This window comes from Haemophilus influenzae, from assembly GCF_003494325.1.
Lineage (GTDB): Bacteria > Pseudomonadota > Gammaproteobacteria > Enterobacterales > Pasteurellaceae > Haemophilus > Haemophilus influenzae_I.
Map to the genome: position 1 here is coordinate 37,167 of NZ_QQIK01000002.1, position 24,006 is coordinate 61,172.

The 24,006-nt window shown below is 36.9% G+C and carries 22 protein-coding genes; 12 read left to right on the forward strand and 10 right to left on the reverse strand.

The annotated features are described in order from the left end of the window. Positions 1-8: 8 nt before the first annotated feature. Entirely contained in the window at positions 9-1,484 is a 1,476-nt protein-coding gene (locus DV356_RS03435; RefSeq protein WP_112103245.1) for a leucyl aminopeptidase, read from the reverse strand. Between the two features lie 107 nt (positions 1,485-1,591). On the opposite strand from DV356_RS03435, the gene lptF reads away from it, so the two are divergent. The 3 genes from lptF (at position 1,592) to metE (ending at position 6,232) form a co-directional block, all read left to right on the forward strand. Next, positions 1,592-2,695 carry an LPS export ABC transporter permease LptF gene (lptF, locus tag DV356_RS03440; protein ID WP_112103246.1) on the forward strand — a complete coding sequence of 368 codons (1,104 nt, stop codon included), beginning with the start codon at positions 1,592-1,594 and terminating at the stop codon, positions 2,693-2,695. Beyond that, entirely contained in the window at positions 2,692-3,768 is a 1,077-nt protein-coding gene (gene lptG / locus DV356_RS03445) for an LPS export ABC transporter permease LptG (RefSeq protein WP_112103247.1), read from the forward strand. The genes lptF and lptG overlap by 4 nt, the downstream gene beginning before the upstream one ends. A gap of 193 nt (positions 3,769-3,961) precedes the next feature. Beyond that, positions 3,962-6,232: a 5-methyltetrahydropteroyltriglutamate--homocysteine S-methyltransferase gene (gene metE, locus DV356_RS03450; protein WP_118806508.1), complete on the forward strand. Its 2,271-nt coding sequence runs from the start codon at positions 3,962-3,964 to the stop codon at positions 6,230-6,232. Positions 6,233-6,452: 220 nt separating this feature from the next. On the opposite strand, the gene DV356_RS03455 is transcribed toward metE, so the two are convergent. Continuing rightward, positions 6,453-7,196, reverse strand: coding sequence for a YdcF family protein (locus DV356_RS03455; RefSeq protein WP_118806509.1), 744 nt, complete (start codon positions 7,194-7,196; stop codon positions 6,453-6,455). A gap of 133 nt (positions 7,197-7,329) precedes the next feature. On the opposite strand from DV356_RS03455, the gene lsgA reads away from it, so the two are divergent. Genes lsgA through lsgF form a run of 6 tightly spaced genes read left to right on the forward strand, consistent with a single transcriptional unit; the run spans position 7,330 to position 12,995 of the window. Further along, on the forward strand, positions 7,330-8,535 hold the full coding sequence (gene lsgA, locus DV356_RS03460; RefSeq protein WP_112119425.1) for a lipooligosaccharide flippase LsgA: 1,206 nt from the start codon (positions 7,330-7,332) through the stop codon (positions 8,533-8,535). Beyond that, positions 8,532-9,446 carry a lipooligosaccharide biosynthesis sialyltransferase LsgB gene (lsgB, locus tag DV356_RS03465; protein ID WP_112119426.1) on the forward strand — a complete coding sequence of 305 codons (915 nt, stop codon included), beginning with the start codon at positions 8,532-8,534 and terminating at the stop codon, positions 9,444-9,446. Before lsgA ends, lsgB begins: the two co-directional genes overlap by 4 nt. A 1-nt stretch (position 9,447) precedes the next feature. After that, positions 9,448-10,509 carry a lipooligosaccharide biosynthesis family 4 glycosyltransferase LsgC gene (gene lsgC / locus DV356_RS03470; RefSeq protein ID WP_071162622.1) on the forward strand — a complete coding sequence of 354 codons (1,062 nt, stop codon included), beginning with the start codon at positions 9,448-9,450 and terminating at the stop codon, positions 10,507-10,509. 11 nt (positions 10,510-10,520) lie between these two features. After that, positions 10,521-11,294, forward strand: coding sequence for a lipooligosaccharide biosynthesis galactosyltransferase LsgD (gene lsgD, locus DV356_RS03475; protein ID WP_071162621.1), 774 nt, complete (start codon positions 10,521-10,523; stop codon positions 11,292-11,294). A gap of 11 nt (positions 11,295-11,305) precedes the next feature. Then, positions 11,306-12,190: a lipooligosaccharide biosynthesis N-acetyl-glucosamine transferase LsgE gene (lsgE, locus tag DV356_RS03480; protein WP_112119427.1), complete on the forward strand. Its 885-nt coding sequence runs from the start codon at positions 11,306-11,308 to the stop codon at positions 12,188-12,190. A gap of 1 nt (position 12,191) precedes the next feature. Beyond that, positions 12,192-12,995, forward strand: a complete 804-nt coding sequence (lsgF, locus tag DV356_RS03485; RefSeq protein WP_192882153.1) for a lipooligosaccharide biosynthesis galactosyltransferase LsgF — start codon at positions 12,192-12,194, stop codon at positions 12,993-12,995. 109 nt (positions 12,996-13,104) lie between these two features. On the opposite strand, the gene DV356_RS03490 is transcribed toward lsgF, so the two are convergent. Continuing rightward, entirely contained in the window at positions 13,105-13,872 is a 768-nt protein-coding gene (locus DV356_RS03490; protein WP_005664858.1) for a TOBE domain-containing protein, read from the reverse strand. Positions 13,873-14,009: 137 nt separating this feature from the next. On the opposite strand from DV356_RS03490, the gene modA reads away from it, so the two are divergent. The 3 genes from modA to modC all read left to right on the forward strand — a co-directional run bounded on the left by modA (position 14,010) and on the right by modC (position 16,668). After that, the gene (gene modA, locus DV356_RS03495) at positions 14,010-14,774 is read left to right on the forward strand and encodes a molybdate ABC transporter substrate-binding protein (protein WP_118806510.1); all 765 of its coding nucleotides are present in this window, start codon (positions 14,010-14,012) and stop codon (positions 14,772-14,774) included. Between the two features lie 123 nt (positions 14,775-14,897). Then, entirely contained in the window at positions 14,898-15,626 is a 729-nt protein-coding gene (gene modB, locus DV356_RS03500) for a molybdate ABC transporter permease subunit (RefSeq protein WP_005628423.1), read from the forward strand. Next, positions 15,613-16,668 carry a molybdenum ABC transporter ATP-binding protein ModC gene (gene modC, locus DV356_RS03505; RefSeq protein WP_112119429.1) on the forward strand — a complete coding sequence of 352 codons (1,056 nt, stop codon included), beginning with the start codon at positions 15,613-15,615 and terminating at the stop codon, positions 16,666-16,668. Before modB ends, modC begins: the two co-directional genes overlap by 14 nt. A gap of 23 nt (positions 16,669-16,691) precedes the next feature. Here modC and DV356_RS03510 read toward each other — a convergent pair whose 3' ends face one another. The 7 genes from DV356_RS03510 to rsxB all read right to left on the reverse strand — a co-directional run bounded on the left by DV356_RS03510 (position 16,692) and on the right by rsxB (position 23,999). Continuing rightward, positions 16,692-18,065, reverse strand: coding sequence for a sodium-dependent transporter (locus DV356_RS03510; protein WP_118806511.1), 1,374 nt, complete (start codon positions 18,063-18,065; stop codon positions 16,692-16,694). Between the two features lie 58 nt (positions 18,066-18,123). Next, entirely contained in the window at positions 18,124-18,759 is a 636-nt protein-coding gene (nth, locus tag DV356_RS03515) for an endonuclease III (RefSeq protein WP_038439678.1), read from the reverse strand. A gap of 121 nt (positions 18,760-18,880) precedes the next feature. Next, positions 18,881-19,588, reverse strand: a complete 708-nt coding sequence (locus tag DV356_RS03520; protein ID WP_005658208.1) for an electron transport complex subunit E — start codon at positions 19,586-19,588, stop codon at positions 18,881-18,883. 1 nt (position 19,589) lies between these two features. Then, positions 19,590-20,213: an electron transport complex subunit RsxG gene (gene rsxG, locus DV356_RS03525; RefSeq protein ID WP_118806512.1), complete on the reverse strand. Its 624-nt coding sequence runs from the start codon at positions 20,211-20,213 to the stop codon at positions 19,590-19,592. Next, positions 20,213-21,289 carry an electron transport complex subunit RsxD gene (gene rsxD, locus DV356_RS03530; RefSeq protein ID WP_112072015.1) on the reverse strand — a complete coding sequence of 359 codons (1,077 nt, stop codon included), beginning with the start codon at positions 21,287-21,289 and terminating at the stop codon, positions 20,213-20,215. The genes rsxG and rsxD overlap by 1 nt, the downstream gene beginning before the upstream one ends. A 4-nt stretch (positions 21,290-21,293) precedes the next feature. Then, complete coding sequence (rsxC, locus tag DV356_RS03535; RefSeq protein WP_118806513.1) at positions 21,294-23,417, reverse strand: electron transport complex subunit RsxC; 2,124 nt, start codon at positions 23,415-23,417, stop codon at positions 21,294-21,296. Further along, positions 23,418-23,999, reverse strand: a complete 582-nt coding sequence (rsxB, locus tag DV356_RS03540) for an electron transport complex subunit RsxB (protein ID WP_005650033.1) — start codon at positions 23,997-23,999, stop codon at positions 23,418-23,420. Positions 24,000-24,006: the final 7 nt, after the last annotated feature.

Genomic DNA, 24,006 nt, shown 5'->3' on the forward strand with positions numbered 1-24,006 from the left:
TTTTTTGGTTATTTAACTTGATTAATCAAAAATTGGGTTAATAGCGAAACTGGGCGACCAGTTGCACCTTTATTTGCGCCTTGTAACCAAGCCGTACCTGCAATGTCTAAATGTGCCCAGCGATATTTTTTCGTGAAGTTAGACAAAAATGCACCAGCAGTAATTGCGCCACCCCAGCGACCCCCAATATTGGCAAGGTCGGCGAAAGGCGATTTCAGTTGCTCTTGATATTCTTCGCTTAATGGTAAACGCCACGCTTTGTCAGTAGTTTCTGTTGCGGCTTGGAGTAGTGCATTGGCAAGATCGTTATCTGTAGAAACCAAGCCACTATTGTGTTGCCCAAGCGCAACCACACAAGCCCCCGTTAAGGTTGCAACATCAATAACAAGCTCTGGTTCAAAGCGTTCAACATAAGTAAGGGCATCACAAAGCACTAATCGACCTTCCGCATCAGTATTAAGAACTTCTACGGTTAAACCATTCATAGTGGTAAGAATATCGCCTGGGCGATAAGCATTGCCATCAGGCAGATTTTCGCAACCAGCTAAAACACCAATAACGTTTAATGGCAAATTCAACTCTGCAATGGCTTTCATTGTGCCGAAGACAGAGGCAGCCCCACACATGTCATATTTCATTTCATCCATGTCAGCGGCAGGTTTAAGTGAAATACCGCCCGCATCAAAGGTTAATCCTTTGCCGACAAGTACAATTGGTTTTGCGTTTTTATCTGGCGCATTATTGAATGTCAAAATAGACATGTAAGCACGGTTTTCAGAGCCTTTTGAGACGGCAAGATAAGCGTTCATTCCAAGTTTTGCCATTTCTTCTTCATCCACAACTTTCAATGAAAGTGCGGTAGAATTTTCTGCTAAATTTTTTGCTTGTTCAGCAAGATAAGCAGGGTTGCAGATATTTGGCGGCATATTTGCGATGTCGCGTGCTGCTTTTATGCCTGAGCTAATGGCATTGGCGTGAGCAATGGCTTGTTGTGCTTGTTCGCAATCCGCATTAAAGATGAAGGATTCTAAAACAGAGGCTTCCGTTTTTTGAGATTTGAAATGATCAAATTGATAATTAGTGTGTTCAATCGTTTCAATGGCAAAGCGGATATTCCAATAAAGATCGCGATCTTTTAATTCAATTTCAGTTAAATAAGAAACAACTTCACGTGTGTTGGTTTCTTTTAGCGTTTTTAATACAGCTTGGATGATTTGTTTATATTGAGGCTCCGTGAGTTCTCCTTTTTTGCCACAGCCAACGATTAATACGCGTTTAGCAGATAAACCTTGAAGATCACGAAGTAAAACGATTTGGGCTAATTTTCCAGTTAGCTCACCTGATTTCACTAAATCGTTTAAATAGTCTTGGGTTAATTGATCGATTTCATTAAAACTTTTTGAAAATTCATTATTTTCATAGACGCCTAAAACAATGCAATCAGTGGTTTGAGAAAGTGCGGTATTTTTTGCTTGATATTTCATTTGTTGTCCTTAAATTTCTGTTTAATTCAGCGAAAATAAGGTATCATACGCGACCGATTTTATCCAGTTTTCCCCCCGTTTAGATTTAGAAAAACAAACGAAATAAGATGATTTTAATTCGATATTTAATAAAAGAAGTTTTCAAAAGCCAAATCGCAATTTTACTAATTTTGCTATTGATTTTTTTTAGTCAGCAGTTTGTACGTGTATTAGGTGCGGCGGCAAATGGGAATGTGCCAGCTGATTTGGTTTTCTCTTTATTAGGCTTAGGAATGCCGACAATGGCTCAGTTGATGTTGCCGCTATGTTTATTTATTGCAATTTTACTGACTTTTGGTCGCCTTTACGCTGAAAGTGAAATCACAGTGATGCGTGCCTGCGGTGTGGGGCAACGGATTTTGGTTAAAGTGGCATTGCTGATGTCTTTATTAACAGCAGGTATTGCCGCTTATAACGCATTATGGCTTTCGCCTTGGGCAATTCAAAAACAAGTGAATATAGTGGAAGATGCAAAGGCTAATCCAACCGTTGGCGTGCTGTCTTCAGGTCAGTTTATTTCTACCAACAACAATAACGTTGTGTTATTTATTGATAAGATTAAAGATAACCAAATCCGCAATGTTTATTTATTTCAAATGACTCCTCAAAAACAAACAAAACCTTCAGTGGTAACGGCTGAAAAAGGGGAATTAATTGCGTTACCAAATGGCGATCAAGTATTAAATTTGAAAAATACAAAAAGGGTTGAAGGAACTTCTGTTTTGCCAGATTTTCGCATTACACATTTTGATGAATATCGCGCCTATTTAGGTTATCAAGCAGCAGAAAATACCAATGATGAAGCAGCAGAATTAACATTATCTCAACTTATCGATTTAGATTCTTCTTCTGCGAAAGCTGAATTGCATTGGCGTATTACCTTAATTTTGGCAGTGCCATTAATGGCATTGATTGCTGTACCATTAAGTCGCGTAAATCCTCGACAAGGTAGATTTGCCAAAATTTTACCCGCACTTTTACTCTATTTAATTTATTTCTTGTTACAAAGCTCTTTTAAATCTGCAGGTGCAGCGGGAAAATTAGAGGCTGAACTCTTAATGCCGCTTGTTAATATCGGATTTTTCTTACTTGCGGTGGTGTTGAATAGCTGGGACAGTAAAATAATGTATAAATTTCGCTATTTATTTAGTCAGAAAGGATCGGCAAAATGATAAATACCCTTGATCGTTATATTGGAAAAAGTATTCTTGGCGCGATTTTTGCTACTTTAATGACTTTAGTGGGGTTATCGGCGATTATTAAATTTGTCGAACAATTTCGTAATGTAGGTAAAGGCACTTATGATATTTGGCAAGCGGTAATTTTTACTGGTTTAACTATGCCGAAAGATATTGAAACTTTCTTTCCTATGGCAGCATTGCTTGGTGCATTAATTGCACTAGGTAATCTTGCTAGCAGAAGCGAACTTGTTGTTATGCAATCAGCAGGATTTTCTCGCTTTAAAATTGGAATGGCCGTGATGAAAACTGCATTACCATTAGTAGTATTTACAATGATTATTGGGGAGTGGGGAATTCCACAAACAGAACAATTTGCACGAGATATGCGCGCTAAGGCTCTTTCTGGTGGTTCTATACTTTCAATAAAAAATGGCGTGTGGGCGAAAGATGGTAATAATTTTGTATTTGTTAGGCGGGTAACGGATGATGCAAAATTAGATGATATTTATATTTATACCTTTGATCAACAGCATAATTTAACAGAATTAAAACATTCAAACCAAGCGAGTTATTCTGAAGATGAAGCTAAATGGACATTGCGTCAAGTTAATCATTCAACGATTACAAAAGATGAAATCATTACAACGAATCATTTATTAGAAACTTGGGAAACTAGTTTAACGCCAGATAAATTAGGTGCGGTTTCTTTGCGCCCGACATCATTATCTATTTCTGGTTTATATCATTACATTTCATTTCTGCGTGAAACAGGGCAAGATGTGAGTCGTTTTGAACTCACGTTTTGGCGTAAAATTTTCCAGCCTATATCCGTTGGCGTAATGATGTTATTAGCCTTATCTTTTATCTTTGGATCGCTACGCAGCGTGACAGCAGGCGCAAGGATAGTTACTGGGATTTGTGTAGGATTCTTATTTTATGTCGTTAATGAAATTTTAGGACAAATGAGCGTGGTTTATGGTATTCCAGCCATTTTCGGCGCATTGATCCCGAGCTTGCTTTTCATTGTGATGATTTGGTGGTTGTTAAGTCATAAGCGAGATTAGCTTTAAGGGGATAAATTAGTTGAATTGATTCATTGTTATTTAATAAATAGGGGAATGTTTAATTATGAATTTATTTAATGCAAATCCTGAAAATAATAAGTTTGCATAATAAATAAAGATCAAGCATTCTATATTGGTATAGACGTTTAGCCGTCTAAATGATTAAGAAAATTACTTTAAAGTGGGAGTTATTATGACAACAGCACACATCTTAGGCTTTCCTCGTGTAGGGGCAAAACGTGAATTAAAATTTGCACAAGAACGTTATTGGCGTAAAGAATTATCTGAACAAGATTTATTAGATTTAGCGAAAGCATTGCGTGAAAAAAACTGGAAACATCAAGCTGCGGCGAATGCAGATTTCGTTGCAGTGGGCGATTTCACGTTCTACGATCATATTTTAGATTTACAAGTGGCAACAGGGGCAATTCCTGCTCGTTTTGGTTTTGATAGTCAAAATTTAACCCTTGATCAATATTTCCAACTTGCACGTGGTAACAAAGATCAATTTGCGATTGAAATGACCAAATGGTTTGATACAAACTATCACTATCTCGTGCCTGAATTTCATAAAAATACACAATTCAAAGCTAATCCAGCACATTATGTAAACCAAATCCGTGAAGCAAAAGCGTTAGGCTTAAACTTCAAACCAGTGATTGTTGGTCCATTAACATTCTTATGGTTAGGTAAAGAAAAAGGCGAAGCATTTAACCGTTTCGATTTATTAAATCAATTAGTGCCTGTTTATGTTGAAATCTTAAACGCATTAGTAGCTGAAGGTGCAGAGTGGATTCAAATTGATGAACCTGCATTAGCATTAGATTTACCTGCAGAATGGGTTGAAGCTTATAAATCTGTTTACGCTGAATTAAGCAAAGTGAATGCAAAATTATTATTAGCTACTTATTTTGGTTCCGTTGCAGAACACGCTGAGTTATTAAAAGCTTTACCTGTTGCGGGCTTACATTTAGATTTAGTTCGTGCACCAGAACAACTTGCAGCATTTGAAGATTACAGCAAAGTATTATCAGCTGGTGTGATTGAAGGCCGTAATATCTGGCGTGCAAACTTAAACAAAGTGTTAGATGTATTAGAGCCATTAAAAGCAAAATTAGGCGAGCGTTTATGGATTGCACCAAGCTGTTCATTATTGCACACCCCATTTGATTTAGAAGTGGAAGTACAACTAAAAGAAAAAAATACCGCACTTTATAGCTGGTTATCTTTCACGCTACAAAAAGTAGAAGAATTAAATGTATTAAAACAAGCCTTAAATCATGGTAGAGCGTCTGTACAAGCGGCATTAGATGCAAGCCAAGCGGCAGCAGATGCACGCGCAACATCAAAAGAAATTCATCGCCCTGAAGTGGCAGAACGATTAGCAAACTTGCCAAAAGGTGCGGATCAACGTAAATCACCATTTGCAGAACGTATTGTTAAGCAAAATGCATGGTTAAATTTACCGCTTCTACCAACCACAAACATTGGTTCATTCCCGCAAACGACTGAAATTCGTCACGCCCGTGCAAGTTTCAAAAAAGGTGAATTATCCCTTGCAGATTACGAAGCGGCAATGAAAAAAGAGATCGAATATGTCGTGCGTCGCCAAGAAGAATTAGATTTAGATGTGTTAGTTCACGGTGAAGCGGAACGTAACGACATGGTGGAATATTTCGGGGAATTATTAGATGGTTTTGCCTTCACTAAATTTGGTTGGGTACAAAGCTACGGTTCACGTTGTGTAAAACCACCAGTGATTTACGGTGATGTGACTCGTCCTGAGCCAATGACAGTACGTTGGTCACAATATGCACAAAGTTTAACTAATCGTGTAATGAAAGGAATGCTTACAGGCCCTGTGACTATTTTACAATGGTCATTTGTGCGTAACGATATTCCACGTTCAACCGTATGTAAACAAATCGGTGTGGCATTATCTGATGAAGTGTTAGATTTAGAAACAGCGGGCATTAAAGTCATCCAAATCGATGAACCAGCAATTCGTGAAGGTTTACCACTTAAACGTGCAGATTGGGACGCATACTTACAATGGGCTGGCGAAGCATTCCGTTTAAGCTCAATGGGCGTGCAAGATGATACGCAAATTCACACTCATATGTGTTATTCCGAATTTAACGACATCTTACCAGCGATTGCTGCATTAGATGCGGATGTGATTACCATCGAAACTTCACGTTCAGATATGGAATTATTAGATGCCTTCGTGAAATTTAACTACCCGAATGACATCGGTCCAGGTGTGTATGATATTCACAGCCCACGTGTACCAACCGCAGGTGAAATTGAACACTTATTACGCAAAGCATTAAAAGTAATTCCAAAAGAACGTTTATGGGTAAACCCAGACTGCGGTTTAAAAACACGTGGTTGGACAGAAACCATCGACCAATTAAAAGTGATGGTGGATGTAACCAAAAAATTACGTGCGGAATTAGCGTAAGTCATAATACAGAAAGTATAATTTTCAAACACAATATAATTAAAGCCGAATCTCTATGGGATTCGGTTTTTCTTATAGATAAAATGTTGAATATAATAAAAAAGCCTTGAATTGATCTGCACTCCAAAAGTTGGACTAAACAACTAACTAAGGTGCAGATTTTTTATGAGCAAATACAATTTTCTTTTCAAACAACAAGTCATCGAGTTTTATAAGCAAATTATTCTACATAATGGGCTTTCCAATAACCAATCCACTCTTTTAATAAAACCATATTGCTATTTAACGCACCTAAGTCAGGAATAAAAGATTTTGCAGATAGATTTCCTTTGCTGCCATAGCTTGCTGCAGCAGCAGGAAGTACATCAAATCCTTGTTTTTCAAAAAGATATTTGGCTCGTTTCATATGCCATTGATTTGTTACTAAAATAATTTTTTGAATATGATCTTTAATTAAAATATTTTTAGTGAAACTGGCATTTTCTTCCGTATTACGGGCTTTATTTTCGATCCATTGTGTTGGCACATTAAAGAATTGGTTAAGTTCTTTTGCCATTAAATAGCCTTCAGAAATGCCTATCAAAGAATAGCCCGTGGTTAAAATAGGCAAGCCCGTTTCCTTTTGTAAAAATGCCGCATAACGTAAACGTTCTAGTTGTGGTGCGCCAGAAGCCGTTTCTGCATACAGCTCTTTGGTTGGGTAAGATCCACCGCCTAATATGACGATGGCTTGAGCTTGTTTATACTCATCTAGGGTAAGGGCTGGAATGTCATCATTATCTGTTAGCAATAAACCAGTAAAAGGCGCACTCATGATATAAAGCCAAGTGAAACTTATAATCGCAAGAAATTTGGCTAATTTTTTGAAATGAACACGATAAAGAATCGTTGCAATAATCAGTAATACAAAGGTATTAAGAGGTGGTGCGATAAGAGCGGTAAGAAGTTTTCCGAGTTCTAACATAGATAAGATCCTTGATATAGAGCGGTTTCATTATAATGATTAGTCATAGCTTGTCTATGTTGATTTTGTTAAAATAAGCCCCTTATTTTTTGATAAACGAACGCTCGAATTCATCAAAAGTGCGGTGATATTTATGAAAGTTTTTAAAGACAGTGCCATTTACCTTGCTGGGGAATTATCGTCAAAGTTAGTTCCTTTTTTGCTTTTGCCTTATTTATCCCGTAAATTGGGCGTAGAAGGGTATGGCTCACTTTCTTATTATCAAACTTTTTTAAGTTTATTTTTAATTGTGGTTTCTTTAACTCAAGAAGGCGCAATTTCCCGTTATTTTTATTTTTACGGAAAACGTTCATTAAATTTAGTGGTAAATACCGGCTATGCTTATACCACGATAATCGGCAGTATTATTTTAATTGGCTGTTGGATTGCTCAGTCTGAAATATTATTTTACGCTGCACTTTCCTCAATTTTCCAATCTTTCTTAAATGTTCAGCTAAGTGTAAGACAATGCCAGAAAAAGGCTTGGTCTTATGCTTTTATTCAATTTTCACTTACTGTTACGGGAGCTGTATTTACCGTCGCATTGCTTGAGTATTATCAAAATGATCTTGTTGAAAAAAGAATTTTGGCAATTTTATTGAGTAATTTAGTCGTCTGGTTTTTTTCTTATTTTCTTTACAGAAAGAGTACGACATCTAAAAAATATCAATTTAAACATTATCAATCCGCATTATTTTATATTTTAGGATTTGGATTACCGCTTATTTTACATTATGCAAGTTTTTTCTTAAAAGGGCAGTTAGACCGTATTTTTATTTATCACAAATTCAGTGAAACAGATTTAGGGCTTTATGCTATGGGGGCTCAACTTGCTTTAATTGTTTCTATTGCAATTCAAGCACTTAATAAAGCGATTATCCCCTATTTTTATGAAGCCTTAAAACAAAAGAAATTAGTTATTCAACAGCTACATAAATGGGCGTTATTTTCCTTTTTGCTAATACCTATTCCTGCCTTAATAATGTGGATTATTCCTGAGGATGTGTTAGTTTGGATTTTAGGTAGTCAATTTGTGGGAACGAAATATTATTTTATTTTATTTTTAATTTCGACCACATTAAGTATTCCTTATTTGATTTTAGTTAATTATCTTTTCTATTATGGGAAAAATAAACTTATTTCCCAATGTTCCGTTTTATCTACAATCATTTATGTGGCAAGCCTTGTAGCTTTAACTTTTACAGAAATTAAATATATCCCTTATGCTGGAATTATTGGTTCGCTTTCCATTATTCCTATTCTTTATTTTATGACATCTAAAGTGAGTAAAACCCTATGAATCTCATTCTTTGTTGTACACCATTGCAAGTATTAATTGCGAGAAAAATAATTGAATTACATCCTAACGAGCAATTCTTTGGCATCATGTTTGGTGGTGTATGGGATAAAAAAAGAACCTTGTATGCGAGTAAATTAGCAGAAGTTTGTAATGATTCGATGAATATTGATACGGGAAAAGATCTAAAAGGTTTCGATTCCCTAAAGTTAATGCGCCAGCTTAAGAATAAAATTACGCACAAAGGTTTTGATAAGGTTTTTCTCGCCAATCTTAATTCATTATGGCTACAAACTTATCTTAGTCATGTTTCATTTAAAGAGCTTTATACCTTTGATGATGGTTCAGATAATATTTTCCCACATCCTAATTTATTGAGAGAGCCTGACACATTTAAATATAAACTGATTAAAGCCTTTATTGGCGATAAATATAGTGTAAATAAATTATTTAAAAAAATAAAAAAACATTATACGGTTTATCCTAATTACAAAAATATTGTTTCTAATATTGAACCAATTTCTTTATGGGATAATCAAATAGATTGCGAGATAGATGGTGAGGTCTCATTTTTTATTGGGCAACCATTGTTAAATACAAAAGAGGAAAATATCTCATTAATAAAAAAATTAAAAGATCAGATTCCTTTTGGCTATTATTTCCCTCATCCAGCAGAAGATTATCGAGTTGATGGGGTAAATTATGTTGAATCTGAATTAATTTTTGAAGATTACGTATTTAAACATTTATCAAATAAAAAAGTAATTATTTATACGTTCTTCAGTTCTGTTGCATTTAATTTGTTAAGTCATCCTAATGTAGAAATTCGTTTTATTAGAACGAGTATTCCAAGATGGCAATTCTGTTACGATTCATTTCCAGACCTTGGATTAACGATTTATAAGGAAATTTAAAATGAAAAAAATTGGTTTCTTTATTATGAATATCGAAAGTGCGGGTGGAACGGAGCGAGTTTCCATTAATGTTGTTAATGCTCTTGCTAAACAGGGATATGATGTTTCTTTTATTAGCATTGGCGGTAACAAGCCTTTTTTCCAAGTTGATGAAAAAATTAATATTTACGCAATGAATAAATTGCCCTATTCATTGAAAAAAGATTATTTTTCTATCACTAAAAAATTAAGAGAATTAGTTAAAGAATTACAGCTGGATACCTTAATTGTGGTTGATGGTGCAATTATGCTTTTTTCTGCTTTGGCGTTGGTTAATTTAAATATAAAACATATTTTATGGGAGCATTATTCTTTTAATTTTACGGGCAATCGTCTCGTTCGCACGCTCGGTAAATATTTAGCTGTAACAACTTGCGATAAAATAGTTACATTGACAGAAGCAGAAAAAACGCTGTGGCAAGAAAAATTTAAAACGAACAATATAATCACTATTGCTAATCCAAATACGCTTTTGCCAAAGAATAAATTAGCAAAATGGGAAAATAAAACTATTTTATCTGTAGGGCATTTATTTTCTTATAAAGGTTTTGATTATTTATTAAAAGTTTGGCAAGTTTTGGCAAAAAAATATCCAGATTGGAATTTAAAAATAGTGGGTTCTGGCGAGGAAGAAGAAAATTTAAAAAATCTTGCTAAAGCATTGAATATTGAAGATTCAGTTAATTTTATTCCTCGTACTAATGATGTTTCTTTTTATTATGAAAGCAGTTCAATTTATTGTTTACCTTCACAAACAGAAGGCTTGCCTTTAGTCGTTATTGAAGCGATGGCATTTGGCTTACCTATTGTTGCCTTTAATTGTTCTCCTGGCGTAAAGCAATTAGTGGAACATAAAGAAAATGGTTTTCTTTGTGAAAAAAATAATATTGAAGAAATGGTTAAAGGTTTAGATTTATTAATGAATAATCCTGAACTTTATCTACAAATGTCAGACAAATCTCGTTTAATGAGTGAAGATTATGGCATTGAGAAAATTATTGAAGAATGGAAAGGGATTTTATAAGGAATAATTTTATGTTAAAAAAATATTTGATCTCTTTAGATAAAGATATTCAACGTCGGGAATTATTCTTTTCTCAAAAAAATACTGAGGATTTCCAAGTGTTTTCGGCCATTAATACCATGCAAAAAGATTGGGATGAATTAGCTGCTATTTTTAATATTGAACAATTTAAAGCATATTATTTTCGTAATGTGACTAAGGGCGAGATCGGTTGTACATTAAGCCATCTTTCGGTATATCAAAAAATTGTTGAAGACAACGATATTGCTGAAGATAGCTATGCGTTAGTCTGTGAAGACGATGCTTTATTCCACTCAGATTTTCAGCAAAATTTAACCGCACTTTTATCAGAAAAACTTGAGGCTGAAATTATATTGCTTGGACAGTCAAAAATTAATAATTTCAATGATACTGATTTAGAAATTAATTATCCCACAACTTTTTCTTTTCTATGCAAAAAAACAGGCAATGTAAATTACGCTTTCCCTTATAAAAGTTATTTTGCTGGCACGGTGGGTTATCTTATAAAAAAATCAGCCGCAAGAAGATTTATCCAGCAAATTTCCCAAAATAAACCATTTTGGTTAGCGGATGATTTTTTACTCTTTGAACAGAATTTTAATATAAGAAATAAAGTGGTTCGCCCTCTCATGGTAATTGAAAATCCTGTATTGATAAGCAATTTAGAAAGTGTTCGTGGATCTTTATCCAATAATTTACTTAAAAAATTAATGAAATATCCATTGAAAAAAATCTTTGCGATTAAGAAAAATTTGGCTAATTAAAGGAAGGAATTATGTTAAGCATTATTGTGCCTTCTTATAATCGAAAAGCAGAAGTGCCAGCTTTATTAGAAAGTTTAACTCAACAAACATCGAGTAATTTTCAAGTAATTATTGTGGATGATTACTCCAAAGAGAGAGTAGTCGTTGAGCAACGCTATTCTTTTCCAGTTACAGTGATTCGTAACGAAACCAATCAAGGTGCAGCAGAAAGTCGCAATATTGGTGCGCGTGCATCAAAGGGAGATTGGTTGCTTTTTCTCGATGATGATGATCGTTTTATGCCAGAAAAATCTGAAAAAATACTACAAGTGATTGAGCAAAATCCAGACATTAATTTTATTTATCATCCAGCTAAATGTGAAATGGTCAATGAAGGGTTTACTTATGTGACTCAACCGATTGAACCCCAAGAAATCTCGACAGAACGTATTTTGTTAGCCAATAAGATTGGTGGCATGCCAATGGTTGCGATTAAAAAAGAGATGTTTTTAAAAATAGGTGGATTATCCACCGCACTTCGTTCTTTGGAAGACTATGATTTCTTGTTAAAACTGTTACAAGAGCCAAGTTTTACCCCTTATAAAATTAATGAACCACTAACTTATTGTACTTTCCATACTAAACGCTCAAGTGTGTCTACGGATACCACTAATACGCAAAAAGCCATTGATTATATTCGTGAGCATTATGTGAAAACGGTAGAGCAAGCTCGTAATTTTGATATTAACGCGAGCTATATTTTGGCTTATCCCCATATCATGAATTTATCGCGTAAAGCGGCAAAATATTATTTTGATATTTTTAAGAAAACAAAAAGCATTAAGCAATTTATTATTACTTTGGTTATTTTAATTTCGCCAAAATTAGCTATTAATTTAAAACGGTTGGGAAAATAAAATGAAATTTTCAGTCCTTATGTCCTTATATATTAAGGAAAATCCTCAATTCTTGCGGGAGTGTTTTGAAAGTCTTGTGGCTCAAACTCGTCAAGCAGATGAAATTGTCTTGGTATTTGATGGAGCTGTAACGCCAGAATTAGAATCTGTTGTGACAGAATTTGAAACAAAATTGCCATTAAAATTAGTTAAATTGTCGCAAAATCGAGGATTAGGCAAAGCCTTAAACGAGGGGTTATTGCATTGTGATTATGACTGGGTTTTCCGTATGGATACCGATGATATTTGCGTGCCTGAGCGTTTTGAAAAGCAAGTAGCGTTTATTGAACAGCATCCTGAAACCATCATTTTTGGCGGACAAATTGCTGAATTTGGTAAAAATGTAAATGATATTGTGGCATATCGTAATGTGCCAACGTCGGCTCAAGAAATTATTAAGTTCACGCAAAAACGTTGTCCGTTTAATCACATGACGGTGGCATATCAAAAAAGTGCGGTCATTAATTGTGGTGGATATGAAGATCTTCAAGAAGATTATTATTTGTGGATCAAACTTGTCGCACAAGGTTTATATATGGCGAATTTGCCAGATATTTTAGTTTATGCTCGAGTCGGAAATGGCATGGTAAGCCGCCGTCGTGGCGTCAATCAAGCTAAAGCAGAATGGCGTTTGTTCAAATTGAAATACCGTTTGGGAATTCAGGGTTTGTTATCTGGATTATTTACTTTTGCATTGCGTTTTGGTTCTCGTTTATTGCCAACCTCGTTATTAAAAAACCTTTATCAAACTTTTTTACGTAAATAGGAAATACGATGAAATTAAATATTTTATTTAAAATTTTGTTTGATTTGAGGTTATTTTAGTTCAGAAAACAATAAATATAAGTATTGAATTTACGTATTATATATCTGAATTACCCCAGCGTCGCTAATATAATTTGCTCTTGATCAATATGAATCCAAACCTGTTGCCCGATTTGCCATTGATTTGGCTGGTGGACTGTGGCACAAAATTCAATGTCGCTTTCAGCAAATTGAAGGATGGCTTCTTCTTCATTTAGTGATTTGATATTTACGGGGAACTGATTCGGTTGATTTGCTAATGGTTGTTCACTGATTTTTACCCAAGGAGCTTTGAACATCAGCATCACTTCTTTTTCTGTAATCAGTTTCAAACGAGCCGAGCTTTTTGTGGTAATAGAAACTTGCAACGGCGTTGGTAATCCTTGCACATTCACATCCACAACGCAACGAGAGTCAATGATTCGTTGTTGTGCCACTCGCCCAAAAAATTGATTGCGTGCGCTACTTTGTAAAGAAAAACGTGCGGTTGCCGTGAGTAAACTATCTAACGGCACGGATTCATCTTGTAGGATATGAAAAGCGTGTTCTTGCGTACGTTCTAATAAATCATAAAGCTGGAGCAAACGCTCGGCATAAGTGGTAAGCACCGTACCTCCGCCATTTTTTCCACCTGTATTTCGTTCCAGCAATGGGCGAGGGCTGATTTTATTCATGGCTTCTAAATGATCCCACGCACTTTTATAGCTCACTTTTGCATTTTTCGCTGCTTGATTAATTGAACCGCATTGTTGAATTTCTTTGAGTAAACGCACTCGTTTTGGATCGATAAAAAGTGCTTGTTGAAGTTTAATTGTGAGTAAAATTTCGGTGTTTTTCATTTTGCTGTTCCTAAGTAATCCTAAGTGGTAAGCCTAAGCGTTATATATTTTACTAAATAATTTTTCTTTTGCTATATGATTGTTATTTATTTCAATATATAATCAAGTAAATAACGTTTAATCGTAGGAGATGATTCATGAAAAAATTAACTAAAATTTCAACCGCACTTTTAATCGCAGGATTAGGCTTTTCTTTTGCGGCATCCGCTAAAGTGACTGTATTTGCAGCGGCTTCAATGACAGATGCTTTACAACAAGTAGTAAAAGATTACGCAAAACAAAATCCGAAAAATGAAGTGGTATTTTCTTTCGCTTCTTCTTCAACTTTAGCAAAACAAGTTGAAGAAGGTGCGCCAGCGGATATTTTTGTCTCTGCAAGCAATAAATGGATGAAATATCTTTCTGAAAAAGACTTAACTGTGAAGGAAACTGAAAAAGTTTTAGTGGGCAATGATTTAGTATTAATCGCACCAGCAAAAAGTGCGGTAAATTCTGTGGATATTGCAAAAGGTGAATGGATCAATGCATTAAAAGATAGCTATTTATCTGTTGGCGATCCTGCGCATGTACCAGCGGGGCAATATGCAGAAGAAGCATTAACCAAATTAAATTTATGGGATAAAGTGCAAGATCGTTTAGCGCGTGCTAAAGATGTGCGTGGCGCATTAGCTTTAGTTGAACGTGCAGAAGCACCTTACGGTATTGTGTACAGCACTGATGCAAAAATTAGCCAACAAGTTAAAGCTGTTGCAGTGTTCCCTGCAGATAGCCATAAACCGGTTGTTTATCCCGTTTCTATTGTAAAAGGTCATGATAATGCGGATTCTCGCGATTTCTTGAAATATTTAGAATCAGATGCTGCGAAGAAAGTGCTTGTAGGGTATGGTTTCTCTGCAAAATAAGATGGCATTTTAACATTTATTAAGGGCAGATATTTCTGCCCTTTGTTATTAGCGTTATTATATCTCTCGCGAAAATGTGGGAATTTTCCCATCAATCAGGTATTTAAACAGAGGCTATTCATTTTGCTTACCCAAATTTTTTCATTTTTTAATCTAACTCCAATGGAAATCTCAGCGATTAATTTAAGTTTGAGTGTCGCTGTTAGTTCCATGCTTTGGAGTTTGCCGTTAGCCATTTTTGTGGCATGGCTATTAGCGCGTAAAAACTTCTATGGAAAATCCCTGATTACTGGCGTCATTCATTTGCCTTTAGTATTGCCACCTGTGGTTATCGGTTATTTATTACTTGTGGCAATGGGACGCAATGGTTTCATTGGTAAGTATTTATATCAGTGGTTTGGCTTATCTTTTGGTTTTAGTTGGAAGGGGGCGGTGCTTTCCTCCGCCGTAGTTGCCTTCCCATTGGTTGTTCGCGCGATTCGACTTTCTTTAGAAAATATTGATATTAAATTGGAGCAAGCGGCGCAAACATTGGGCGCTTCCGCTTGGCGTGTATTTTTTACAATAACCTTGCCACTTTCTTTACCGGGAGTTTTAGCTGGACTCGTGCTTGGTTTTGCACGATCATTAGGAGAATTTGGCGCGACCATTACCTTTGTATCGAACATTGCAGGCGAAACTCAAACGATTCCACTTGCGATGTATTCTTTTATTCAAACACCCGGTGCAGAAGAACAAACCGCTCGCTTATGTTTATTTGCTATCATTCTTTCATTGATTTCTTTGCTATTGTCAGAGTGGTTGAGCAAGCGGATGCAGAAAAAATTAGGACAAGGAAATGTTGCAGATTAATGTGAAAAAACAGCTCGGGCAACTTGCCTTGCAAGCGAATATACAAGTACCAGATCAAGGTGTGACAGCTATTTTCGGTTTGTCTGGCTCAGGCAAAACATCGCTGATTAATCTTGTCAGTGGCTTGATACAACCAGACGAAGGATTCATCCGTTTAAATGACCGCACTTTAGTGGATATGGAAAGCCAAGAATCATTGCCGACCCACTTGCGTAAAATTGGCTATGTGTTCCAAGATGCACGCTTATTTCCTCACTACACAGTGAAAGGTAATTTGCGCTATGGCATGAAAAATGTCTCGCAAGATGATTTTAATTATATTGTCGATCTTCTCGGTATTACTCATTTATTAAAGCGTTATCCGCTTACGCTTTCTGGCGGAGAGAAACAACGTGTGGCAATAGGGCGTGCGCTGCTGACTGATCCTGATATTTTACTGATGGACGAACCACTTTCTGCCCTTGATGTTCCCCGCAAACGTGAGCTAATGCAATATTTGGAACGTCTTTCTAAAGAAATTAATATCCCGATTTTATATGTTACACATAGCTTGGACGAACTGTTGCGTTTAGCTGATCGGGTCGTATTGATGGAAAACGGCATTGTGAAAGCCTATGACAGCGTAGAAAAAATTTGGAATAGCCCTATTTTTGCCCCTTGGAAAGGGGAAAACGAACAGAGCAGTGTACTTGCCTTGCCTGTTCATTTGCATAATCCACCTTATAAAATGACCGCACTTTCGCTAGGCGAACAAGTGCTTTGGATTCATCAAGTGCCTGCAAATGTAGGCGAGCGAGTGCGAGTTTGTATTTATAGTTCAGATGTTTCTATCACGCTACAAAAGCCAGAACAAACAAGCATCCGTAATATTTTACGTGGCAAAATTACACAAATTGAGATACAAGATTCTCGAGTGGATCTTGCCGTATTAGTGGAAGGGCATAAGATTTGGGCAAGTATCAGTAAATGGGCGCAAAATGAACTACGTTTTGCTGTTGGGCAAGATGTCTATGTTCAAATTAAAGCGGTGTCGGTGATGTAGTCGCCTTACCGCATTTTTAATTTTTAGAACAGGTTGCTGATAAAGATAACTAAGATGATCAAGGGTACAACAAATTTCACGTAGTTAAACCAAATTTTGATGAAAGTTGAATATTTTGTTGAAGAAAGTTCTTTTTGGGCTTCATCTTTTAACACGAAACCAACGAAAATAGCACAGCCAAGTGCGGTCAGCATAAAGAGAATATTTCCACTGACATAATCATAGAAATCAAAAATGCTTTTGCCGAAAATGGTGACATTTTTCCATACATTATCGCCTAAAATGGCTGGAATATTGCCTAATACAAAAATCCCACCAAGGGTTAAGATAATCGCTTTGCCACGGCGCATTCTGAGTTTTTCTTGTAATGCGGTAATGATCACTTCATAAATTGTGATGGAAGTCGTTAGTGCGGCAATTAATAATAAGCCGAAGAAAATAATTGCAAAGAATTTACCCGCCCATAAGTGAGAGAATACGATAGGTAAACTTTGGAATACTAAAGTTGGGCCTGCGTTTGGTTCAATCCCAAAGGTGAAAAGTGATGGGAAGATCATAAAGCCAGCAAGTACGGCAATAATTGTGTTGGTGAAACCTGTAATAACTGCGGTATGGATTAAGTTTTCTTCTTTATTTAAGTAACTGGAAAGGGTAATTAATACACCAAAACCAAGGCTTAATGCGAAGAAGACTTGCCCTAAAACAAAGATAAATAATTGTGGGGTAATTTTGCTGAAATCAGGTTTTAAATAGAATGTAATGCCCTCCATTGCGCCCGGTAATGTTACGTTGCGAATTACCATTCCAATTAAGAAGATAAATAGTAATGGCATTAAATATTTTACCGAACGTTCAATTCCACCAATGATCCCTTTAGCTAAAATAATGTAATTCACGATAACAAATAAGAGGGTGTAGAATATAATTTCATAAGGGCTATTGCCGATATGAAGATCGTAGAAATTTTTGGCAATGTCTTTTGTGATGGGGGCTGAAATGTCTAATGTACCGCTGATTAGGCTAATGATATAAGAAATAACCCAACCACCAAGCACCATATAATACGCCATAATGCCAAATGCGCCGAGTAAGCCCATATAACCTAATATTTTCCAATATTTAGAAATGCCTTTTCCTTTGTCGAGAATTTTATCGCCGAATGCATCAATGGAATTTACACGTAAGCGGCGACCTATCACGTTTTCAACTAAAATCATTGGGATGCCGATTACAATCATTGCGATACAGAAAAGTAGAACGTAAGCACCGCCACCATTTTCACCCACAAGATAAGGGAAACGCCAAGTTGCACCGAAACCGACCGTTGCGCCTGCGACCGTCATTACATAAGTGAGGCGGCTCGACCAAGTTTGTCGCTGTTTATTATTTGTTGTCATTTTTTATCCTATTTTTAATAAAAAGTGCGGTAAATAATTAGGCTGTTTTACCGCAAAATTAAAATTCAACTTTTTCTTTATATTCACAAAGATCTTCGATAATGCAAGATCCGCAACGTGGTTTACGTGCGATACAAGTGTAGCGTCCGTGTAAAATTAGCCAATGATGAACATCCACTTTAAATTCATTAGGTACGACTTTAAGCAGCTTTTCTTCCACTTTTACCACATCTTTACCCGCTGCAAAATTAGTTCGATTGCATACACGGAAAATATGGGTATCCACCGCAATAGTTGGATGACCAAATGCTGTGTTTAAAACCACGTTAGCTGTTTTTCGTCCGACACCTGCTAATGCTTCTAAGGATTCACGATTTTCGGGGATTTCGCCGTTGTGCTTTTCGATTAAATCTCGGCAAGTTTTGATAATATTTTCTGCTTTGCTATTAAAAAGCCCGATAGTTTTAATATAGCTTTTTAAACCATCTAATCCTAAATCTAAAATCGCTTGAGGCGTGTTTGCCACGGGGAATAGTTTTTCTGTTGCTTTATTCACGCCTTTATCGGTTGCTTGTGCCGATAGAATGACCGCAATTAATAATTCAAAGGGCGAGTTATACTGTAATTCTGTGGTCGGGTGGGGGTTTTGCTCTCGTAATCTTGTGAGTATTTCGATTCTTTTTGTTTTGTTCATATTTTTGTAGAAATTAGCCTATTTAATTTATTGGAATTATCTGTTTAGAAGACTGTAAGCCCCCTTCCGTCACTTTGTGACACTTTCCCCCGCAAGCAGGGGAAGGCAAGATTTGGTTGCTTTATTTTTTTATATTATCAATTCGATTTTTTATGGCGAGGAGCAAGCCTAAGCCTATAAATGCGCCTGGTGGCAGAATGAAAAGTAAAAAGCTACTGTCTGTATGGTAAATATGGTGCGTTAAAAATTTTGCTTGTTCTCCGAATAGATTTTCTATGCCCTCAAAAATCGTGCCTTGTCCAATAATTTCACGTAATGCGCCGAGTATGGTTAGACTAAGTGCCATTCCTAATCCCATTGAAAACCCATCCCAGATGGAATGGAGTAAGCTGTTTTTTGAGGCGAATGCTTCTGCGCGACCGATAATAATACAGTTGGTCACAATTAATGGAATAAAAATCCCCAGTGATTGATAAAGCGTATAAGTGTAAGCATTCATTAAAAGTTGAACCGCTGTTACTGTGGTTGCAATGATCATCACGTAGATTGGAATACGGATTTCCTTAGGAATATATTGACGGAAAAGGGAAATGACCGTATTTGTGCAAGTGAGTACAAGCATTGTTGCTAAACCCAAACCAAGCGCGTTGGTGGCGGTGCTAGACACCGCTAAAAGTGGACAAAGCCCGAGAAGTTGGACAACCGCAGGGTTATTTTTCCAAATTCCTTGAGCAAAAATTTCTTTCCAGATGGATTTTTGTTGATTTTCAACCGCACTTTCTATTTTTTCTTCTTCAAGTGCGGTATTTTTTTCAGTTAAATCTGTCATATTATTTCACTTGTGTTGAAAGCTGTTGTAACAAGGCTTGGTTATTTAGCATGATTAATGCTGAGCGTTTAGTTTGATTAACCACTGCGCGAGGTGTAATGGTTGCACCAGAAAATTGATCAAATTTTCCGCCATCTTTTTTTACCGCCCATTCGCTTAAATTATGTTCATTAATCGATTGATTTGTGAAACCTAAAATCCAGTTAGAAATTCGGCGTTCAATTTTATCGCCTAAGCCTGGTGTTTCGTGATGTTCGATTACTCGTACGCCTAACATTTCGCCTTTCGGATCTAATCCCACAAGCAAGCGAATATCACCAGAGTAACCATCTGGTGCGGTGGTTTCATAGGCATAGGCAGAAATATTTCCATCTTTTTTCGCAAAATAAATTTTTTGGATACCCACAAAATTTTTATCTTGAGGAATAACCGCACTTTCTAGCAAATTATTGTTGAAATAATCTTGTGGGATAACTTGTAGAAGTAATTCTCGCTGTTGTGCTGCGATTACCGCATCAATTTTATCTTTGGTTAGGAAATAAATCCCTGCAGAAATTGCTGTGCAAAGTAGGGCAATAAAGCCTAACAATATGCCATAACGCGATGTGATTTTTACTGTACCCATTATTTTCTTCCTTTTGTCGGATAACCAGATACGCGCGGACGTGTGTAATGATCGATAAGTGGGACGCAAATATTACTTAATAAAATGGCGAATGCCACGCCGTCTGGATAATTTCCGTGATAACGAATGAGATAAACAAATAACCCCACTAATGCGCCAAAAATAATTTTTCCGCGTGGTGTAATGGAGGCTGTGACAGGATCTGTTGCAATAAAAAATGCACCAAACATCATTGCACCACTAACGAGTTGGCTAATCGCACTTAAATGTGTGAAACCAGTAAAAGCGGTCGCGGTGGCTAAACAGAAAAAGGTGACAAGCATCGCCACTGGAATTTGCCAGTGAATGACACGTTTTAAAATAAGGAAAATTCCGCCCGCTAAGAAAGCCACGTTGATTTGCCACCAGCCTTGAGCAAAATCGGTTCCATTACCCATAAAAATCGGCAGTTTAATTAATTCATAAAAATCACTTAATTGATTGTGACTTTTATAGAAAATTTTTGCGCTATCCAAAGGCGTTGCTTGGGTGATGCCATCAATGTTATGTGTAAGTTGTGAAAGCGTAAATCCATCAGTGGTTAAGCCTGAAAATATTAATGAAAAAGTATCTGAAAAAGTCGGTGGTTCCTGTAATAAATTAATTGGTGGCATCCAAGTTGTCATTTGTAATGGGAATGAAATTAGAAGAATTACATAACCAATCATCGCAGGATTGAATGGGTTTTGCCCTAAACCCCCATAAACCTGTTTACCTAATAAAACTGCACAGAGTGTTCCAATGATGATGACCCAATAAGGTGCATAAGGTGGAATAGCCATTGCCAAAATTAACGCAGTCAGGGCTACGCTGAAATCTGAAAGATAATTGAGCGGTTTTTTACCTCGTAATTTTATTGCAATAAATTCCGCAATGATTGCCGTACCAATGGCTAATGCGGATTGAATCACCACGCCAAATCCAAAATAATAAATTTGCGTGAAAAAAGCGGGCATCATTGCCAAAATGACCCAAAGCATAATACGCGCTGTGAGTTTTCCCGAATGGGTATGTGGGGAGCTAACCATTTTAAACATTATTTTATTCCTGATTATTTTCTAACGTTGCTTGTGTTTTTGCCAGTTTCTTCGCTTTTGCCCGAGCAATCGCTGCGGCTACGGCTGCTTTTTTCGGATCGAGTGCGGTTGAATTTTCTTGTGTTTTTTCTACCGCACTTTTTGTTTTTTCTACTTCATTTTCTGCGGGTTGAGCGTTTGAAATAGCTTCGCTGGTGCTATTTGTTTGCGCAAGTTTTTTTGCTTTTGCACGGGCAATCGCTGCGGCTACGGCTGCTTTTTTAGGGTCAAGTGCGGTTGAATTTTCTTGTGTTTTTTCTACCGCACTTTTTGTTTTTTCTACTTCATTTTCTACGGTTTGAGCGTTTGAAATGGCTTCGGTGGTGCTACTTGCTTGAGCAAGTTTTTTTGCTTTTGCTCGAGCAAGTGCGGCTGCAACTGCTGCTTTTTTCGCATCGGTTGGTTGAGTTTGTTGTTCTTGGTTTTCGACTTGAGATGCTGCTTGCTGACGAGCTAAACGGCGTGCCTTACGTTGTGCCATTAAATCTGTGTTATCAGGTAAAACTTCTCCTTTTTCTGAGGTTAGTGTTTTAATCTGCGTTGATTCTGTTTCATTGGCTTTTTTCGCTTTCAAGCGTTCGAGTGCCGCCTTGACTGGATCTTCCCCTTTAGTTTGTGCTAATTCTTCACGGCGAGCCTGTGCTGCACGTTGTGAACGTGCTTTACGCTCTTGTTCTTCACGTTCCATCCGTGCTTGTTTTGCTTCAAAGCGAATTTTGGCTTCATCTGATTTCTTTTGTTTTTCTTTTATTTGCCAGATTTTAGCTTTTTCTTGGCGGAAATATTGAATTAGAGGAATATGGCTTGGGCATACGTAGGCACAAATTCCACATTCAATACAATCTTTGAGAGCGTATTCTTCCGATTTTTTGTGATCTTCACTGCGTGCAAACCAATAAAGTTGTTGTGGCATTAAATTTACTGGGCAGGCATCAGAACAGCTAGAACAACGAATACAAGCCTGTTCTGCTTTAGGTTCGGCATATTCAAGATAATCTGGCGCAAGTAAACAATTGACAAGTTTTGTCACAGGCGCATTTAGATTTGGAAGCTCTAGCCCCATCATTGGCCCACCTGCAAATATGGGAAAATGCTTGTCAAATTGATAGCCCGCATCGCTCAATATTTGGGAAATGGGTGTGCCAAGACGCACCCAATAATTGCCTTTTTCAGCGATTTTATTTCCAGTAAGGGTGACAACACGCTCAATTAAAGGCTCGTCATTTATAACTGCTCTTTTTATTGCGAACATTGTTCCCACATTTTGCATTAATACGCCAATGCTGGATGAACGCGCACCGCTTGGCACTTCTATCCCTGTGAGCAAATAAATCAGTTGTTTGGTAGCACCTGAAGGATATTTTGTTGGAATAACTCGAATGCTAATATCATTTGCTCCCTGTAGTGCTGTGCGGATTGCCGATATGGCTTCTGGTTTGTTATCTTCAATGGCAATGACAACTTTTTCAGGGTGCAATATATAACGTAAAATACGAATGCCTTTTATGATTTCATCAGCGCGTTCACGCATAAGACGATCATCACAAGTGATATAAGGCTCACATTCTGCACCATTGATAATTAAGAGTTTGACTTTTTGCTCTGCTGACTGAATTTTGGCAGCAGTTGGGAATACTGCACCGCCTAAACCTGCTATACCTGCTTGATAAATTTTGTGAATAAGTTGTTCTGACGATAGCGTTGAAAAATCATCAATAGGATTACGTTCGATCCATTGATCTAAACCATCCGCCTGTAAATGAATTGTGGGTTCATCAAGACCTGAAGGATGCGTGGCAACATAAGGTTTAATCGATTTAATTGTGCCAGAAGTGGGCGCGTGAACTGGCAACATACGCAAGCCATCGCCTTTTGTTAAGGCTTGTCCTTTTAAGACGTAATCGCCCTCTTTTATTAAAAGATTGCCTGTTGTTCCTAGGTGCTGTTTGAGTGGAATGTAAAAATCCGTGCCGAGAGGCAGATAGCGTAATGGCTGTGAATTAGATTGAGATTTCATTTCTGGTGGATGAATGCCACCTTTGAAATCCCATAATTTACCGGAATTGAAACGAGATAATACGTCCGCCATTTATTCCCCCACAACCAATTTTTTTTCAGAGCCATCGACATTCATTACTGGAATAACGAGTTTTGCATCAAATTTCCAATCCCAATTATCAATATTTTTTTTCACGGGAATCATTAAAATACAATCTGTCGGGCAGGGCGCAACACAAAGCTCGCAACCTGTACAAAGATCGGGAATGATCGTGTGCATTGCTTTATTTGTACCAATAATGGCATCAACGGGACAGGCTTGGATACATTTTGTGCAGCCAATACACATATTTTCATCAATAAAAGCAACTTTTTCGATAGGTTCTTCTATGCCCTCCATTGTTGGTACATCAACCCCTAAAATTTCGGCAATTTTTACGATAGTTGTTTGACCACCTGGAATACATTTTGTGATTTCATCGCCATTGCAAATGGCTTCAGCATAAGGCTTACAACCAGGATAACCACATTGCCCACATTGGCTTTGCGGTAAAATAGCATCAATTTTCTCTACGACAGGATCAGCTTCCACTTTGAGCTTGATTGATGCAAAGCCCAAAATCGCACCGAAAATTAAAGCGAGTAGCGTAATTACGATGAATAAAAAGGTCATTATTTCT

Bases quoted from the DNA above. Each gene is read 5' to 3' on its own strand.
- DV356_RS03520 (WP_005658208.1), bottom strand. From the start codon at position 19,588: ATGACAGATTTAACTGAAAAAAATACCGCACTTGAAGAAGAAAAAATA.
- metE (WP_118806508.1), top strand. From the start codon at position 3,962: ATGACAACAGCACACATCTTAGGCTTTCCTCGTGTAGGGGCAAAACGT.
- DV356_RS03455 (WP_118806509.1), bottom strand. From the start codon at position 7,196: ATGTTAGAACTCGGAAAACTTCTTACCGCTCTTATCGCACCACCTCTT.
- DV356_RS03435 (WP_112103245.1), bottom strand. From the start codon at position 1,484: ATGAAATATCAAGCAAAAAATACCGCACTTTCTCAAACCACTGATTGC.
- lsgA (WP_112119425.1), top strand. From the start codon at position 7,330: ATGAAAGTTTTTAAAGACAGTGCCATTTACCTTGCTGGGGAATTATCG.
- lsgE (WP_112119427.1), top strand. From the start codon at position 11,306: ATGTTAAGCATTATTGTGCCTTCTTATAATCGAAAAGCAGAAGTGCCA.
- DV356_RS03490 (WP_005664858.1), bottom strand. From the start codon at position 13,872: ATGAAAAACACCGAAATTTTACTCACAATTAAACTTCAACAAGCACTT.
- rsxD (WP_112072015.1), bottom strand. From the start codon at position 21,289: ATGTTTAAAATGGTTAGCTCCCCACATACCCATTCGGGAAAACTCACA.
- lptF (WP_112103246.1), top strand. From the start codon at position 1,592: ATGATTTTAATTCGATATTTAATAAAAGAAGTTTTCAAAAGCCAAATC.
- lsgF (WP_192882153.1), top strand. From the start codon at position 12,192: ATGAAATTTTCAGTCCTTATGTCCTTATATATTAAGGAAAATCCTCAA.
- DV356_RS03510 (WP_118806511.1), bottom strand. From the start codon at position 18,065: ATGACAACAAATAATAAACAGCGACAAACTTGGTCGAGCCGCCTCACT.
- rsxG (WP_118806512.1), bottom strand. From the start codon at position 20,213: ATGGGTACAGTAAAAATCACATCGCGTTATGGCATATTGTTAGGCTTT.
- lsgC (WP_071162622.1), top strand. From the start codon at position 9,448: ATGAAAAAAATTGGTTTCTTTATTATGAATATCGAAAGTGCGGGTGGA.
- lsgB (WP_112119426.1), top strand. From the start codon at position 8,532: ATGAATCTCATTCTTTGTTGTACACCATTGCAAGTATTAATTGCGAGA.
- rsxC (WP_118806513.1), bottom strand. From the start codon at position 23,417: ATGGCGGACGTATTATCTCGTTTCAATTCCGGTAAATTATGGGATTTC.
- modA (WP_118806510.1), top strand. From the start codon at position 14,010: ATGAAAAAATTAACTAAAATTTCAACCGCACTTTTAATCGCAGGATTA.
- nth (WP_038439678.1), bottom strand. From the start codon at position 18,759: ATGAACAAAACAAAAAGAATCGAAATACTCACAAGATTACGAGAGCAA.
- lsgD (WP_071162621.1), top strand. From the start codon at position 10,521: ATGTTAAAAAAATATTTGATCTCTTTAGATAAAGATATTCAACGTCGG.
- rsxB (WP_005650033.1), bottom strand. From the start codon at position 23,999: ATGACCTTTTTATTCATCGTAATTACGCTACTCGCTTTAATTTTCGGT.
- lptG (WP_112103247.1), top strand. From the start codon at position 2,692: ATGATAAATACCCTTGATCGTTATATTGGAAAAAGTATTCTTGGCGCG.
- modC (WP_112119429.1), top strand. From the start codon at position 15,613: ATGTTGCAGATTAATGTGAAAAAACAGCTCGGGCAACTTGCCTTGCAA.